At 64.3% G+C, this 14,172-nt stretch carries 12 protein-coding genes; 5 read left to right on the top strand and 7 right to left on the bottom strand.

Going from position 1 to position 14,172, the window contains the following annotated elements:
* Positions 1–151: 151 nt before the first annotated feature.
* A complete protein-coding gene (locus ACLFKU_RS01825) occupies positions 152–940 on the top strand; it encodes a uracil-DNA glycosylase (protein ID WP_410847977.1) in 789 nt (262 codons plus the stop codon).
* A gap of 92 nt (positions 941–1,032) precedes the next feature.
* Here ACLFKU_RS01825 and ACLFKU_RS01820 read toward each other — a convergent pair whose 3' ends face one another.
* Together ACLFKU_RS01820 and ACLFKU_RS01815 are read right to left on the bottom strand one after the other, a co-directional pair.
* Entirely contained in the window at positions 1,033–2,625 is a 1,593-nt protein-coding gene (locus ACLFKU_RS01820; RefSeq protein WP_368587093.1) for an ABC-F family ATPase, read from the bottom strand.
* A 93-nt stretch (positions 2,626–2,718) separates the two neighbouring features.
* Positions 2,719–3,660 (bottom strand): NAD(P)-dependent oxidoreductase, encoded by a 942-nt coding sequence (locus tag ACLFKU_RS01815; RefSeq protein ID WP_410847976.1) that lies wholly within the window; start codon positions 3,658–3,660, stop codon positions 2,719–2,721.
* Positions 3,661–3,925: 265 nt separating this feature from the next.
* Between ACLFKU_RS01815 and ACLFKU_RS01810 the strand changes: the two genes are divergently transcribed.
* Positions 3,926–4,135, top strand: coding sequence for a dodecin (locus ACLFKU_RS01810; protein ID WP_018435559.1), 210 nt, complete (start codon positions 3,926–3,928; stop codon positions 4,133–4,135).
* Between the two features lie 112 nt (positions 4,136–4,247).
* Here the strand turns inward: ACLFKU_RS01810 and ACLFKU_RS01805 are convergent, their stop codons facing one another.
* The 4 genes from ACLFKU_RS01805 to ACLFKU_RS01790 all read right to left on the bottom strand — a co-directional run bounded on the left by ACLFKU_RS01805 (position 4,248) and on the right by ACLFKU_RS01790 (position 9,174).
* Positions 4,248–5,342 carry a BMP family ABC transporter substrate-binding protein gene (locus ACLFKU_RS01805; RefSeq protein ID WP_368587095.1) on the bottom strand — a complete coding sequence of 365 codons (1,095 nt, stop codon included), beginning with the start codon at positions 5,340–5,342 and terminating at the stop codon, positions 4,248–4,250.
* 63 nt (positions 5,343–5,405) lie between these two features.
* Positions 5,406–6,335 (bottom strand): ABC transporter permease, encoded by a 930-nt coding sequence (locus ACLFKU_RS01800; RefSeq protein ID WP_176108325.1) that lies wholly within the window; start codon positions 6,333–6,335, stop codon positions 5,406–5,408.
* A 40-nt stretch (positions 6,336–6,375) separates the two neighbouring features.
* Positions 6,376–7,482 (bottom strand): ABC transporter permease, encoded by a 1,107-nt coding sequence (locus ACLFKU_RS01795; protein ID WP_410847975.1) that lies wholly within the window; start codon positions 7,480–7,482, stop codon positions 6,376–6,378.
* Positions 7,483–7,575: 93 nt separating this feature from the next.
* Positions 7,576–9,174 carry an ABC transporter ATP-binding protein gene (locus ACLFKU_RS01790; RefSeq protein WP_368587098.1) on the bottom strand — a complete coding sequence of 533 codons (1,599 nt, stop codon included), beginning with the start codon at positions 9,172–9,174 and terminating at the stop codon, positions 7,576–7,578.
* Positions 9,175–9,446: 272 nt separating this feature from the next.
* On the opposite strand from ACLFKU_RS01790, the gene ACLFKU_RS01785 reads away from it, so the two are divergent.
* Positions 9,447–10,379 (top strand): LysR substrate-binding domain-containing protein, encoded by a 933-nt coding sequence (locus tag ACLFKU_RS01785; RefSeq protein ID WP_129960693.1) that lies wholly within the window; start codon positions 9,447–9,449, stop codon positions 10,377–10,379.
* Between the two features lie 106 nt (positions 10,380–10,485).
* Here ACLFKU_RS01785 and ACLFKU_RS01780 read toward each other — a convergent pair whose 3' ends face one another.
* On the bottom strand, positions 10,486–11,874 hold the full coding sequence (locus ACLFKU_RS01780; RefSeq protein ID WP_410847974.1) for an 8-oxoguanine deaminase: 1,389 nt from the start codon (positions 11,872–11,874) through the stop codon (positions 10,486–10,488).
* Between the two features lie 499 nt (positions 11,875–12,373).
* Between ACLFKU_RS01780 and uraH the strand changes: the two genes are divergently transcribed.
* Together uraH and ACLFKU_RS01770 are read left to right on the top strand one after the other, a co-directional pair.
* Positions 12,374–12,727 (top strand): hydroxyisourate hydrolase, encoded by a 354-nt coding sequence (gene uraH, locus ACLFKU_RS01775; RefSeq protein ID WP_410847973.1) that lies wholly within the window; start codon positions 12,374–12,376, stop codon positions 12,725–12,727.
* Between the two features lie 170 nt (positions 12,728–12,897).
* Positions 12,898–14,091, top strand: coding sequence for a urate hydroxylase PuuD (locus ACLFKU_RS01770; RefSeq protein WP_368587102.1), 1,194 nt, complete (start codon positions 12,898–12,900; stop codon positions 14,089–14,091).
* Positions 14,092–14,172 lie beyond the last annotated feature (81 nt).

Below are 14,172 nucleotides of genomic sequence, written 5' to 3'. Positions count from 1 at the left end.
CGGTCGTCTGCACGCATCGCAGTTCGAGGTTGCTTGCAACCATGAAGAATGCCGGGATGTCCCGGCATTTTTTATTGGTTTGCGTTTTCCTCTAATTGCTGCAGATACGAATGCATCCAAACCCGAGAACTTTTCGGAAAACTTCGGCTCCATGACGACCACCCGGGACTTCGTTCAGTGCCTCGCGCAATGGCGCCGAATGGCCCACGTGTTCAATCCATGGTCCGAGACCGATGAACGCGACCAGCCGGGCATCAACGCGCCACTGATTCGCCAGCAACAGCTCGCCGCCTACCTGCAGGCCCGCCGGACGAGCGTCAAGGTGATCCTGATTGCGGAAGCGCTGAGCTGCCGCGGCGGGCGCTTCACGGGCATCGCGATGACCTCCGAGCGGATTCTGCTTGGCAACGATACGAAGCTCAACGGCGTCGCCACGAGAACAGACCGCGGCCCGCTGCCGGACTATTTGCCGGGTTCGGCAACCCGCACCAGTTGCCGCGATGCGTTGCCTCGAATGACGGACCGCGAATACGGTGTCTATGAGAGAACCGCCTCGATCGTCTGGCAGACGATGCTTTCCAATGGCTTCGGCCCAACCGAGTTTGCGCTATGGAATGCATTCCCGTTTCATCCGTTCGCTGACGAAGACACCGAGAGCAACCGCCGCCCAACCAATCCAGAGCTACATGCGACAGCCCAGATTCTGACCGGCTTCATCAGCCTGTTCCCTGGAAACGTGCGGTTCGTCGCGCTTGGGCGGGAAGCGGAAAGTGCGCTGCTCAGCCATCCGATGCAGCCCCTGCACGAGCTCGTCAGGCACCCTACAGCTAGAGCGGCAAAGCCTGCAAATAGCGCGTCTCAAGCGAAGAATCGCATCATGGGTAAGCTGGATGAAGTCATTCGACGGCTCGCGCAGAGCGGGCATGAGTCCAGCGCCTGAGGCACCGGTTAGCCACCAAAACAAAAAGGCCCATGCCGGCAAACTGCCGGCATGGGCCTTTGGGGGATCGCTGAAAACCAGCGACCCAGCGCTTATTGAACGCCCTGACTCGTCAGGAAGTCCTCGTAGTTGCCGCCGAAGTCGTTCAGGGTGCCGTCCGTGCGCACTTCGATGATCCGGTTCGCCAACCCGCTGACGAATTCCCGGTCGTGCGACACGAAAATCAGCGTGCCTTCGAACTTGTCCAGCGCGATCTGCAGCGACTCGATCGACTCCATGTCCATGTGGTTGGTCGGCTCGTCCATCAGCAGCACGTTATGGCGGCCGAGCATCAGCTTGCCCCAGATCATGCGGCCCTTCTCGCCACCGGACAACACCTTGACCGACTTGCGGATGTCGTCCGCATTGAACAGCAGGCGGCCGAGCGTGCCGCGCACCATCTGCTCGTCGTCGCCTTCCTTGCGGTACTGGTCGATCCAGTCCATCAACGTGACGTCGTTCGGAAACTCTTCGTAGGTGTCCTGCGGCATGTAGCCGACGTTCGCGTTTTCCGCCCACTTCACGGTGCCGTGATCGAGCTGCAGATTGCCGAGCAGCGAGCGCAGCAGCGTGGTCTTGCCCGCGCCGTTCTCGCCGATGATCGCGATACGCTCGCCCGGCTGCACGCTGATGCTGAAGTTATTGAAGATCGAGCGCTCGTACTTCTTCGAAATGTTCTCGGCGACCACCGCGATGTTGTGCAGCTTCTTCTCGAACTCGAAGCGGATGAACGGGTTCTGCCGCGACGACGGCTTGAATTCCTCGATCTTGATCTTGTCGATCATCTTCAGACGACTGGTCGCCTGGCGTGCCTTCGACTTGTTCGCCGAGAAGCGGCGCACGAAGTCCTGCAGATCGGCCACGCGCTCCTTCGCTTTTGCGTTGGCGGCCTGCTGACGCTCGCGCGCCTGGGTGCTCGCGAGCATGTAGTCGTCGTAGTTGCCTGGATAGACCTTCAGCGTGCCGTAGTCCATGTCGGCCATATGCGTGCAGACCTGGTTCAGGAAGTGCCGGTCGTGCGAGATGATGATCATCGTCGAGTTGTACTGGTTGAGAACATCTTCCAGCCAACGGATCGAGTTGATGTCGAGGTTGTTGGTCGGCTCATCGAGCAGCAGCACGTCCGGCTTCGAGAACAGCGCCTGCGCGAGCAGCACGCGCAGCTTCCAGCCCGGTGCGACGTTGCTCATCGGGCCGTTGTGGTCTTCGATCGCGATGCCGATGCCGAGCAGCAGTTCGCCCGCGCGCGCTTCGGCCGTGTAGCCGTCGTACTCGGCGAATTTCGCTTCGAGTTCGGCGGCGTGCATGTAGTCGTCGTCGGTCGCGTCGGGGTTCGCGTAGATCGCGTCGCGCTCGGTCATCGCGGCCCACATTTCCGTGTGGCCCATCATCACGACGTCGAGCACGCGCACGTCTTCGTATGCGAACTGGTCCTGACGCAGCTTACCGAGGCGCACGTTCGGCTCGAGCATCACGTTGCCCGAGCTCGGCTCGAGATCCGAACCGAGAATCTTCATGAAGGTGGATTTACCGCAGCCGTTCGCACCGATCAGGCCATAGCGGTTCCCTTCCCCGAATTTGACCGAAATGTTCTCGAAGAGGGGCTTCGGCCCGAATTGCATGGTGATATTGGCAGTAGACAGCACGGCGCGTCCCTTTGAATGTGATATCGGCGAAAAACCCAATATTTTAGCAGGTTTAGAGATTTCAACCCGACAGTTCGCCCGCCCCGGCTCGCATTACCCGTTCGAGCCGTCGCGCGGCGTCTGCAGAATGTCGATGAAGGCCGAAAAATCCGCATCGGCGAGCCCCATCGCGGCACCGAGTCGCAGCAATTGCTGGACCGTCGACGCGACCGGCATCGGCGTGCCGGTCTCGTAGGCGGTCGCCGCGACTGTATCGACGTCCTTCTGGAACGTGCGCAACGCGCCGATCGGCGCGAGATCGCTTTGCGTCATCCGCGGCACGAAGGTCCGCAGCAGCACCGAATCGGCCCAGCCGCCGGCGAGCGCCTCGGGCAACTTCGCGGCGTCGATGCCGCTGCGCTGCGCGAGGCTCACCGCCTCGGCGATCGCGGCAACGGTCGCGGTGACGATCGCCTGATTGCACAGCTTCGCGGTTTGCCCGGCGCCGACCGCGCCCATGTGCGTGACGCGGGCGGCATAGGCGTCGAGCAAGGGGCGCACCACGGCGAGATCGCTCGCCTCACCGCCTGCCATGATCGCGAGCGTGCCCGCCGTGGCGCCGGCGACTCCGCCCGACACCGGCGCGTCGATCCAGCCGATCGACGCGCCATCCCGGGAAACTCCGGTGCCCGCCGCGCCGCCCTGCCCGGCGAAATCCGCCACCCGTCGCGCCATTGCGCGCGTCGCGGCAGGCGGAATGCTCGAATGATCGACGATCCAGCACACACGGCGCGGGGTCGAAGGATCGCCACCGAGCAGCCCCGCCGCGCCGAACACGGTCTGTTCGACCGCCGCCGCGTCCGCGACGCACAGCAGCACCGCGTCGCAGCGCGCCGCCAGCTCACGCGGCGTGTCGACGACGTGCGCGCCCTCGGCCCGCAATGCCTCGGCCTTCGCTCGCGTGCGATTCCACACATGCACGGTATGACCCGCGCGCAGCAGGTGCCGGATCATCGGCGCACCCATCAGACCGGGGCCGCAAAAACCAATTTCCACGTTCGAACCTCGTCGGCTATCAGATTGAATGGATTATGTTGCGTCCACATGATAACGACCATGCCATGCGCCGAAGTCGCGCAGCAGCGGGCACGCGACCTGCGGCATCGATGGTGCGGGCGCGACGTTCGATCCGCCGCGCAGGCGATGACGCTCGCGAGCACGCATATGTCCGACGGACTGCGCGAACCGTTGCCTATACTTTTTTCAAGCGCGTTTCCGAGCAGCGTTTTATCGACCAGCGGCGCACACCAAGGAGGAATTCATGTCAGAACACGTTTACAAGAAGATCGAACTGACCGGTTCGTCGAAGAAATCGATCGACGACGCGATCACCACCGCGATTGCCAAAGCGTCGGAAACGCTGCGCAATCTGCACTGGTTCGAGGTCACGGAAACGCGTGGCCAGATCGAGAACGGCAAGGTCGCGTACTGGCAGGTGACGCTGAAGGTCGGCCTGCGCATCGAGGACTGAGCGGCGACCGCACGACACGCACGCTTGCGCGCTGCCACGCGCAGGCCGCAAACAGAAAAGCTGCGTCCAGCCCACGCTGGACGCAGCTTTTTTCAACAGCGGACCGCCCGATTTACTTCGGCAGCGACCCGTCGACACCCTCGACGTACCAGTTCAGGCGCTGCAACTCCGGATCGGTCAAGGTCTTGCCTTCCGGCACCTTCACCGTGCCCGACTGATCCTTGATCGGGCCCGTGAACACGTCGCGCTTGCCGCTCGCGAGTTCTTCGCGCCTGGCGGCGACCTGTTTCTGCCCATCGGCCGGAATCGCCGACGTGTTCAGGTTCTCGAGGTTGACGGCCTTCTGCGGAATACCCCACCACACCGGATCGTTCTTCCACTTGCCGTCGAGCACCTGCTGGATCACCGCGCTGTAGTACACGCCCCAGTGCGCGACCACCGAGCCGAGATGGGCATCAGGACCGAACTTCTTCATGTCCGAATCCCAGCCGAACGCGTGCACGTGCTTCTCCGAAGCTGTGGCGAGCGTCGCGCTCGAATCGGTGTTCTGCAGCAGCACGTCCGCGCCCTGGCCGATCAACGTTTCGGCGGCCTGCTTTTCCTTGCCCGGATCGAACCAGCTGTTGATCCAGATCACCTTCGTATGCACCTTCGGATTCACCGAGCGCGCACCCAGCGTAAACGCGTTGATGTTGCGCACCACTTCCGGAATCGGTACCGACGCGACGAAGCCGAGCGTGTTGCTCTTCGTCACGTAGCCCGCGGCGACGCCGGCCAGATACGCGCCCTGATACATGCGCACGTCGTAGGTGCCGAAGTTCGGCGCCTTCTTGTAGCCGGTCGCGTGCAGGAAGATGGTGTCCGGGAAGTCCTTCGCGACCTTCAGCTGAAAGTCCTGGAAGCCGAAGCTCGTGCCGAAGATGATCTTGTTGCCCTTGTTGGCGAGATCGCGGAACACGCGCTCCGAGTCGGCCGATTCCGGCACGTTCTCGACGCGCGTGACCTTGATCCGGTTACCGAACTTCGCTTCGGCTTCGCGCGAGCCCTGGTCGTGCGCGAAGGTCCAGCCGGCATCGCCCGGATTGCCGAGATAGACGAACGCAACGCCCGGCACGTCGGCGGCCTGCGCGGTTTGCGCGAGCGGCGCTGCAAGTGCGAGCGACGCCGCGCCCCACGCGAAAGCGGTCAGCAGATTTCTTCTCTTCATGTTTTTCCCCTGTCGTGATGAGCGAATAGTAGTGAGCGAATCGACAAAAAACCTGTGGCGCCGTCAGCCCGCCGAAAAAAACGGCTTGCCGAGCGACGCGGGCGCATTCAGGCGAATCGTGTTCGGATTGCGTGAGATCAGCGCCAGCACGACGATCGTCGCGACGTAGGGCAGCATCGCGAGGAACTGCGTCGGCACCGGCACGCCGATCGCCTGCGCGTAGAACTGCAGCCCCGTCACCGCGCCGAACAGCAGCGAGCCGATCAGCAGACGGCCCGGGCGCCACGTCGCGAACACCACGAGCGCGAGCGCGATCCAGCCGCGGCCCGACGTCAAATTTTCCTGCCACAGGTGCAGATTGACGATCGAATAGTAGCCGCCCGCGAGCCCCGCCATGCCGCCGCCGAACGCGACCGCGCCATAGCGCACACCGACCACCGGAAAGCCGACCGAGTGTGCGACCTGCGGCGATTCGCCGACCGAGCGCAGCACGAGCCCCGCGCGCGTGCGATACAGGAACCAGCCGATCGCCGCGAACATCAGGAACGCGAGGTAATCGAGCGGCGTGAGGGTAAACAGCGCGGGACCGAGCACCGGGATTTTCGACAGGCCGGGAATCGTCCACGTATCGATCGTCGCGCGCACCGCGGCCGACGTGTACGGCTTGCCGACATACGCGGACAGTCCGATGCCGAAGATCGTCAGCGACAGGCCGGTCGCGACCTGGTTGGCGAGCATCGTCAGCGTGAGGAACGCGAACAGCAGCGACATCGCGAGACCGGCGCCGATCGCGGCGAGCACGCCGAGCCACGGGCTGCCGGTGATCGACGTGACCGCGTAGCCGCTGACGGCGCCCATCAGCATCATCCCTTCCACGCCTAGGTTGAGCACGCCCGATTTTTCGGCGACGAGTTCGCCGGCGCCCGCGAACATCAGCGGGATCGACGCGGTGATCGCGCTCGACGTGAGCGCGCTGGCTTGCTGGATATCCATATCGAGTTCTAAAGGCGTATTAGCGAGCTTATTGGCAAACTCAATGACTCACTGCCACGGCCGAGCGGCGCCGCACGCGGTAGTTCACGAACAGGTCGGCGCCCAGCAGGCAGAACAGCAGCAACCCCTGGAACACGCCCGAAAGCGCTTGCGGCAATTGCATCGAGGTCTGCACCGCTTCGCCGCCGAGATACAGCAGCGCCATCAGCAGACTGGCGAGCACGATGCCGAGCGGATGCAAGCGGCCGACGAACACGACGATGATCGCGGTGAAGCCGTAGCCCGGCGACCACGTCGCCTGCAACTGGCCGATCGGACCGGCGATCTCGCCCATGCCGGCGAGGCCCGCGAGGCCGCCGCTAATCAGCAGCGAGGTCCAGATCGTCTTCTTGTCGGAGAAGCCCGCGTAGCGCGCGGCGAGCGGCGCGAGTCCGCCGACGTTCATCCGGTAGCCCGCGAAGCTCTTGCGCATGAACAGCCAGACGAGCGGAATCGCGATCAGCGTGAGGAACACGGACGCGTTCAGGCGCGTGCCGCGCAGAAATTTCCAGTGCCAGTCGCCATACAGCGTCGGAAACAGCGCGTCGCCGCTGAACATCTCCGACAGCGGAAAGTTCATGCCCTGCGGATCGCGCCACGGGCCGCTCACCAGGTAGATCAGCAGTTGGGTCGCGACGTACGTGAGCATCAGGCTCACGAGAATCTCGTTGGTGTTGAAGCGGCTCTTCAGGAACGCCGGAATCGCAGCCCAAGCCATGCCGCCAAGGATGCCCGCGAGCATCATCGTCGGCAGGATCCACCAGCCGCTCGCCTGATCGAAATAGATCGCGACGCCGCTCGCCGCGATGCCGCCGAGCAGCATCTGCCCTTCGGCGCCGATGTTCCACACGTTCGCGCGATAACCGATCGCGAGCCCAAGGCCGATCAGGCACAACGGCGACGCCTTCAGCAATAGCTCCGACCAGCCGTTGATGCTCGACAGCGGCTCGATGAAGAACGCGTGCATCGCCTGCAACGGGTCGCGGCCGACGAGGCCGAAAATCAGGAAGCCGATCGCGAGCGTCAGCACTGCGGCGATCAGCGGCACGGCGAGTTGCATCGTGCGCGAGGGCGTGGTGCGGGCTTCGAGTCGATAAGGAAGCGTCATGGGTAGCGTGAAATTGTTCGGGTTCTGTTCTTCAGGGTCCGCGTTCGCGTGCGTGCTTAGCTTTTTGGTGTGACCGGTAGACCGCGCCTCGCGTCATGCATGCGCCGGCTGGTCCGCCGCGGGCGCCGCGCCCTCGCGGTCGCCGAACAGCCCGGCCATCCAGCGGCCGATTTCCTCGGCGTTGGTCGCGCCGGTCGCGCGCACCGGCGAAAGCCGCCCGCCCGCGAGCACCGCGATGCGGTCGCAGATATCGAACAGCTCTTCCAGTTCCTCCGAGATCACCAGAATCGCGACGCCGCGCGCCGACAGATCGAGCAACTGCTGACGGATGAATGCAGACGCGCCGACATCGACGCCCCACGTCGGCTGCGCGACCACCAGCACCTTCGGCGCCTGCAAAATCTCGCGGCCCATGATGTATTTCTGCAGATTGCCGCCCGACAGGCTTTGCGCGAGCGCGTCGGGGCCGCCGCAGCGCACGTCGAATGCGTCGATGCAGCGCTTCGCGAACGCGCGCATCGCGCCCGCCCGGATCCAGCCCGACTTGACCATGCTCTGCCGATGCGCGGTAAGGAGCGCGTTGTCGGCCAGGCTCATCGCCGGCACCGCGCCGCGGCCGAGCCGCTCCTCAGGCACGAAGCCAAAGCCGAGCGCGCGCCGCCGGCCCGCGCCGAGGCGCGCGGCCGGCTTGCCGCAGATCGTGATCGCGTCGGCCGGCAGGCTGCGTTTTTCAGCGCGCTTTTCTCCGGACAACGCCGCGAGCAGTTCCGCCTGGCCGTTGCCCGACACACCGGCAATGCCGAAGATCTCGCCCGCATGCACGCTGAACGACACGTCGCGCAACGAGGTACCGAACGGATCGTCGCTCGCGACCGACAACTGCCTGACGTCGAGCAGCACCGCGCCCGGCTTGTGCTCGCGCCGCGTGTAGTCGGGCAGCGAGTGGCCGACCATCAACTGCGCGAGCGACGCATGCGTCTCGTTCTTCGGCGTCACATTGCCGGTGACGCGACCGCCGCGCATTACGGTAGCGGTGTCGCACAACTCCTGGATTTCGTCGAGCTTATGGCTGATGTAGAGAATGCTGCAGCCTTCGGCCGCGAGCCGGCGCAGCGTCGTGAACAGCTTGCGGACCGCCTGCGGCGTCAACACCGAGGTCGGTTCGTCCATGATCAGCAGACGCGGATTCTGCAGCAGGCAGCGCACGATTTCGACGCGCTGACGTTCGCCGACGGTGAGGCTGTGCACGTGCCGTTGCGGATCGATGTCGAGCCCGTAGTCGGCCGACACCTCGCGAATGCGTTTCGCAAGGGACTTCAGATCGAAAGGTTCGTCGAGCGCGAGCGCGATGTTTTCGCCGACCGTCAGCGTCTCGAACAGCGAGAAGTGCTGGAACACCATGCCGACGCCGAGCTTGCGCGCGGCCGCCGGGCTCGCGATGTCGACCGTCTCGCCTTCCCAGCGGATCTCGCCGGCATCGGGCCGGACCGCGCCGTAGATGATCTTCATCAGCGTGCTCTTGCCCGCGCCGTTCTCGCCGAGCACCGCGTGGATCTCGCCGGGCGCGACGACGAGCGTGACGTCGTCGTTGGCGCGCACGGCCGGGTACTGCTTCGTGATCCCCGTCAGCGCGAGCCGGGGCACCGCCTGGCTGGTGAGTTGTGCGCCGTCGCTAAGTGGAGTGTCGCTCATGAGATTCCGTAGTGCGTTCGAGACGCCGCATGCTGCCTGAATACCGCCGGCTTGACGTCGAAAACGTCCACCGTGCCGACGGGCGATCCGTCACTACAACCGAATGACGATACCTAATTCGCCCCACTCAGTCGAGTTGCCAAAATTCCCGCAAACCCGCGCCGCTACAAGCTCTGCGGGTATGTCACCCTTGACGACGTTTTTCGTCCATATTAAAACGCATATACCCCAACGTCCGTTCGATCAGCCAGCACATATATTTCGGAGAATCCATGAGCCAGCAACGCGAGGCGATCGACACGTACCTGCTGCGCGTGTTGCACACGCTTCTGATGGAGCGCAGCGTCACGCGCGCCGCCGTCAAACTGAACCAGTCCCAACCCGCGATCAGCGCGGCGCTGCGCCGTCTGCGCGACATCACCGGCGACCCGCTGCTGGTGCGCGGCAAATCCGGCATGGTGCCGACCGAGTACGGCCTGCGCCTGCTCGAACCGGTGCAGAACGCGCTGCGCGAAATCGAGCGCATCAAGTTCCAGCAGCACAACTTCGATCCGGCCACGTCGATCCGCTGCTACCGGATCGGCTGTCCCGACTACCTCAATGTGCTATTCGTGCCGACCGTCGTCGAACGTTTTCGCCAGGCTGCGCCGAACGCGACGCTCGAATTCCATTCGCTCGGCCCGGCGTTCGACTACGAACTCGCGCTCGAAGACGGCAAGCTCGACATTGTGGTCGGCAACTGGCCGGAGCCGCCCGAGCAGCTGCATCTGTCGAACCTGTTCGTCGATCAGATCGTCTGCCTGATGAGCAACACGCATCCGTTCGCCAAACGTGGCGGGCTCACACTCGACCAGTACCTGAACGCGCCGCATCTCGCGCCGACGCCGTACTCGGTCGGCCAGCGCGGCGCGATCGACGTGCATCTCGCGCGCGAGCGGCTCAAGCGCCATGTGGTCGTCACGCTGCCCTACTTCAATCTGGCGCCGTACGTGCTGATCAAATCCGATCTGATCTTCACGACGACGCGCCTCTTTGCCGACTACTACGCGAAGTTCCTGCCGCTGACCGTGGTGCCCGCGCCGCTCGACTTTCCGCCGATGCAGTACTACCAGCTGTGGCACGAGCGCGTGCACTACTCCGACGAAGTGCGCTGGCTGCGCGGTCTGGTTGGCGAGGCGACCCGGACGTTGATCGACAAACCCTGAGCCCGCATGCGGCGCCGCTCGGATATCAACGATTCGCGGCACCCGCGCATCAGGGCGTGAGCGCCGCCCCTTCCGCTCAAGCTCAAGCTCAAGCTCAAGCTCAAGCTCAAGCCGCCGCCTCATAGAGCTGCCGCGCGAGCGCGTTATGCCGCTCGATCACCGGCTCGAGTTCGAGCGTCGCCAACCGCCCCTCCTTCACCACCACCTTGCCGTCGATCACGCTATAGCTGACCTGCGACGGCGCGCAGAATACCAGAGCCGCCACCGGATCGTGCAATGCGCCGGCAAAGTGCGGCGAGCGCAGATCGAACGCGACGAAATCCGCGGCCATGCCGGGCGCGAGCGCGCCGATGTCGTCGCGATTGAGCACGCGCGCGCCGCCCACCGTCGCGATTTCGAGCGCCTCGCGCGCGGTCATCGCATCGGGCCCGAAACCGACGCGCTGCAGCAGCAGCGCCTGGCGCACTTCGGCGACCATCTGCGCACCGTCGTTCGACGCCGAGCCGTCGACACCGAGCCCAACCGGCACGCCCGCGAGCCGCATGCGCTTGACAGGCGCGATGCCCGACGCGAGCCGCATGTTCGAGCACGGACAGTGCGCGACGCCGGTGCCGGTGCGCGCGAACAGCGCGATGCCGGCGTCGTCGAGTTGCACGCAGTGCGCATGCCATACGTCGCGGCCGATCCAGCCGAGATCGTGTGCGTACTCGGCCGGCGTCATGCCGAACTTCTCGCGGCTGTACTCGACGTCGTTGACGTTCTCCGCCAGATGCGTGTGCAGCGACACGCCGTACTGGCGCGCAAGCACCGCCGATTCGCGCATCAGGTCCTGGCTGACCGAAAACGGCGAGCACGGCGCCACGACGACGCGCAGCATCGCGTAGCGGCCGTCGTCGTGATACGTCTCGATCAGGCGCTGCGTGTCCTTCAGGATGTCCGCTTCGCGCTCGACCACCGAATCCGGCGGCAAGCCGCCGTCTTTGCGCCCCACGCTCATGCTGCCGCGCGCCGCATGAAAGCGCATGCCGATGCGGCGCGCCGCGGCGATGCTGTCGTCGAGGCGGCTGCCGTTCGGATAGATATACAGATGGTCGCTCGAGGTCGTGCAGCCCGACAGCAGCAGCTCGGCCATCGCGGTCAGCGTCGATACTTCGATCATGTCGGGCGTGAGGTTCGCCCACACCTTGTACAGATTCGTCAGCCAGCCGAACAGCTCGGCGTTCTGCGCGGCGGGAATCGCGCGCGTGAGGCTCTGGTACATGTGGTGATGCGTATTGACGAGGCCCGGGATCACCAGATGGCCGCGCAGGTCGAGTACCTGATCGGCCGTTTGCGGCAGTTGCGCGGTTGGTCCGACCGCGACGATCCGGTTTTCCTGGATGTACAGCCCGGCGTCGCGCAATTCCCGCCGCTCGCCATCCATCGTGACCAGCACGTCCGCGTGCTTCACGAGCATCGTTTTGCCGGGTTGTTTCAGTGCTTCATTCATCGTCATTCGTCTGTCCGCCTGATTGCCTGCATGCAAAGCCGTTCGAACGCGATGCGGCGGCACGCCACCGCGCCGCCGCGTTCGCTTGAACGCCGTTGGCCCGGTTACCCGGCGTGAATCGCCGTCTTCGGGGTTTGCCGTGCCAAAGTCCTGCCTTTGCACGGGTGTTTCGCACAGCGCTTACCTTCGGTAGCCAAAATCCCGCTGGCAACTCGCGCGGCTGCGATACCCAACTTCACACCGCCAATATAGTGGTGCATTTTTGGCGCCGGTACGATCGGCCGATGAGCCGGCGCGGCTTTCGACTGGCTGCCCATCATGCGCGAACTATTATCTTTCCTATCGCTCGCGCGCTGAACGGGGCATCCTTTTTACAATGGCTGCCACGGCGCTCGCTTCAATTCGCCGACGGGTATGTAGCCACTGACGTGGAGCCTCGATCCGCCGCAAACGTACTGGATCGGGCCGCCGCCGACACCTCGCATTCACACAAGGACAATTGCGAATGGGCAAGCTCACTACCCACGTGCTCGACACCGCGAACGGCCGTCCCGGCGCAGGCATCAAGGTCGAACTCTTCGCGCTCGCCGGAGACGCGCGCCGCGCACTCAAAACCACGGTGACCAATCACGACGGCCGCTGCGACGAGCCGCTGCTCGAAGGCGACGCGCTCGTCGCGGGCGAGTACGAACTCGTGTTCGGCGCGGGCGACTACTTCGCGTCGCTCGGCACCAGCTTGCCGGAGCCGCGCTTCGTCGATCGCGTCGTGCTGCGCTTCGGCGTCGCCGATGTCAACGCGCACTATCACGTGCCGCTGCTGGTGTCGCCGTTTTCCTACAGCACGTATCGGGGCAGCTAGCCCTGCCGGATGCGAGCCGCATCCGCTTCGGCACGAACAGACACAAATACGCATAAGCGCCCCGCGATACCCATAACAAGCCGCGCTGCGTCTTCTATCCGCAGTCGGCGCGATGACCGGCGACGTCGAACGTCGTCGCGGGCACAACGAATCAGAAGTGGAGGAGTTTCATGGAAGGCTTTATCACCGACTGGTTGAACCTCGCGATTCGCTGGTTCCACGTCATCGCCGCCATCGCATGGATCGGCGAATCGTTCTATTTCGTCGCGCTCGACAACAGTCTGAAACCGCCGACCGATCCGAACCAGCGCCGTCGCGGCGTGTTCGGCGAGTTGTGGCACGTGCATGGCGGCGGCTTCTACAACATGCAGAAGTACACGGTCGCGCCGCCGGAAATGCCCGAAGACCTGCACTGGTCCAAATGGCCGTCGTACACGACGTGGCTGTCGGGCTTCGGTCTCTTTACCGTGCTGTATCTGTTCTCGCCGAGCACCTATCTGATCGACAAGAACGTGCTCGACATGGGACCGGTGGTCGCGGTCGCCTCGGCGATCGGTTTCCTCGCGGCCGGCTGGATCGTCTACGACTCGCTGTGCCGCATTCTCGGCACGCGCGACAAACTGCTCGGCATCTGCGTCGGCGTTTATGTGCTGATCGCGGCGTATCTCGCGTGTCATATCTTCGCGGGCCGCGCGGCGTATCTGATCATGGGCGCAATGCTCGCGACGATCATGTCGGCCAACGTGTTCTTCGTGATCATTCCGGGCCAGCGCAAGATGGTCGACGCGATGCTCAAGGGCGACACGCCGAACCCGATCTACGGCAAGCGCGGCAAGCAGCGCTCGGTGCACAACACCTACTTCACGCTGCCGGTCGTGTTCGCGATGCTGTCGAACCACTACGCGATGACCTACACGCATCCGTACAACTGGGCGGTGCTCGTCGTCATCATGCTGGCCGGCGCGCTGATCCGTCAGTTCTTCGTGATGCGCCATCGCGGCCAGGTGTTGTGGTATCTGCCGCTCGTCGGCGTCGCGCTGATGTGCACGGCGCTCGTGTGGACCATGCCGCGTCCGGTGGTGCCGCAGGCGCAGGCCGCCAACGCGCCGACGCTGAAGGTCGCCGACATCGCGCCGGTGCTGCAGCAGCGCTGCGTGGCCTGCCACTCCGCGCATCCGACGATGATGGGCAGCGCGCCCGCCGGCGTGCTGATGGATACCCCCGACGAGATCTCGCAGAACGCGCAGCGCATTTACCAGCAGGCGGTCACGTTGAAGGCGATGCCGCTCGGCAACGTCACGCACATGACCGACGACGAGCGGATGAAGATCGCCGCGTGGTTCGAAGGCGGCGCGGCGAAGTAAGAAGGTCTGTCAGGATCACGGATCATCCGGTGCCGAGGTGGAGGCTGGAGGGTGAAGCGGGCTTGTCGCGACAGCGGCAAG

The organism is Paraburkholderia sp. EG304, assembly GCF_046543485.1.
GTDB lineage: Bacteria > Pseudomonadota > Gammaproteobacteria > Burkholderiales > Burkholderiaceae > Paraburkholderia > Paraburkholderia youngii.
This window is presented reverse-complemented; position numbering and strand designations above follow the sequence as displayed.

Excerpts from the sequence above, each read along its gene's own strand:
- ACLFKU_RS01825 (WP_410847977.1), top strand. The coding sequence starts at position 152 with ATGACGACCACCCGGGACTTCGTTCAGTGCCTCGCGCAATGGCGCCGA.
- ACLFKU_RS01810 (WP_018435559.1), top strand. The coding sequence starts at position 3,926 with ATGTCAGAACACGTTTACAAGAAGATCGAACTGACCGGTTCGTCGAAG.
- ACLFKU_RS01805 (WP_368587095.1), bottom strand. The coding sequence starts at position 5,342 with ATGAAGAGAAGAAATCTGCTGACCGCTTTCGCGTGGGGCGCGGCGTCG.
- ACLFKU_RS01800 (WP_176108325.1), bottom strand. The coding sequence starts at position 6,335 with ATGGATATCCAGCAAGCCAGCGCGCTCACGTCGAGCGCGATCACCGCG.
- ACLFKU_RS01795 (WP_410847975.1), bottom strand. The coding sequence starts at position 7,482 with ATGACGCTTCCTTATCGACTCGAAGCCCGCACCACGCCCTCGCGCACG.
- ACLFKU_RS01790 (WP_368587098.1), bottom strand. The coding sequence starts at position 9,174 with ATGAGCGACACTCCACTTAGCGACGGCGCACAACTCACCAGCCAGGCG.
- ACLFKU_RS01785 (WP_129960693.1), top strand. The coding sequence starts at position 9,447 with ATGAGCCAGCAACGCGAGGCGATCGACACGTACCTGCTGCGCGTGTTG.
- ACLFKU_RS01780 (WP_410847974.1), bottom strand. The coding sequence starts at position 11,874 with ATGACGATGAATGAAGCACTGAAACAACCCGGCAAAACGATGCTCGTG.
- uraH (WP_410847973.1), top strand. The coding sequence starts at position 12,374 with ATGGGCAAGCTCACTACCCACGTGCTCGACACCGCGAACGGCCGTCCC.
- ACLFKU_RS01770 (WP_368587102.1), top strand. The coding sequence starts at position 12,898 with ATGGAAGGCTTTATCACCGACTGGTTGAACCTCGCGATTCGCTGGTTC.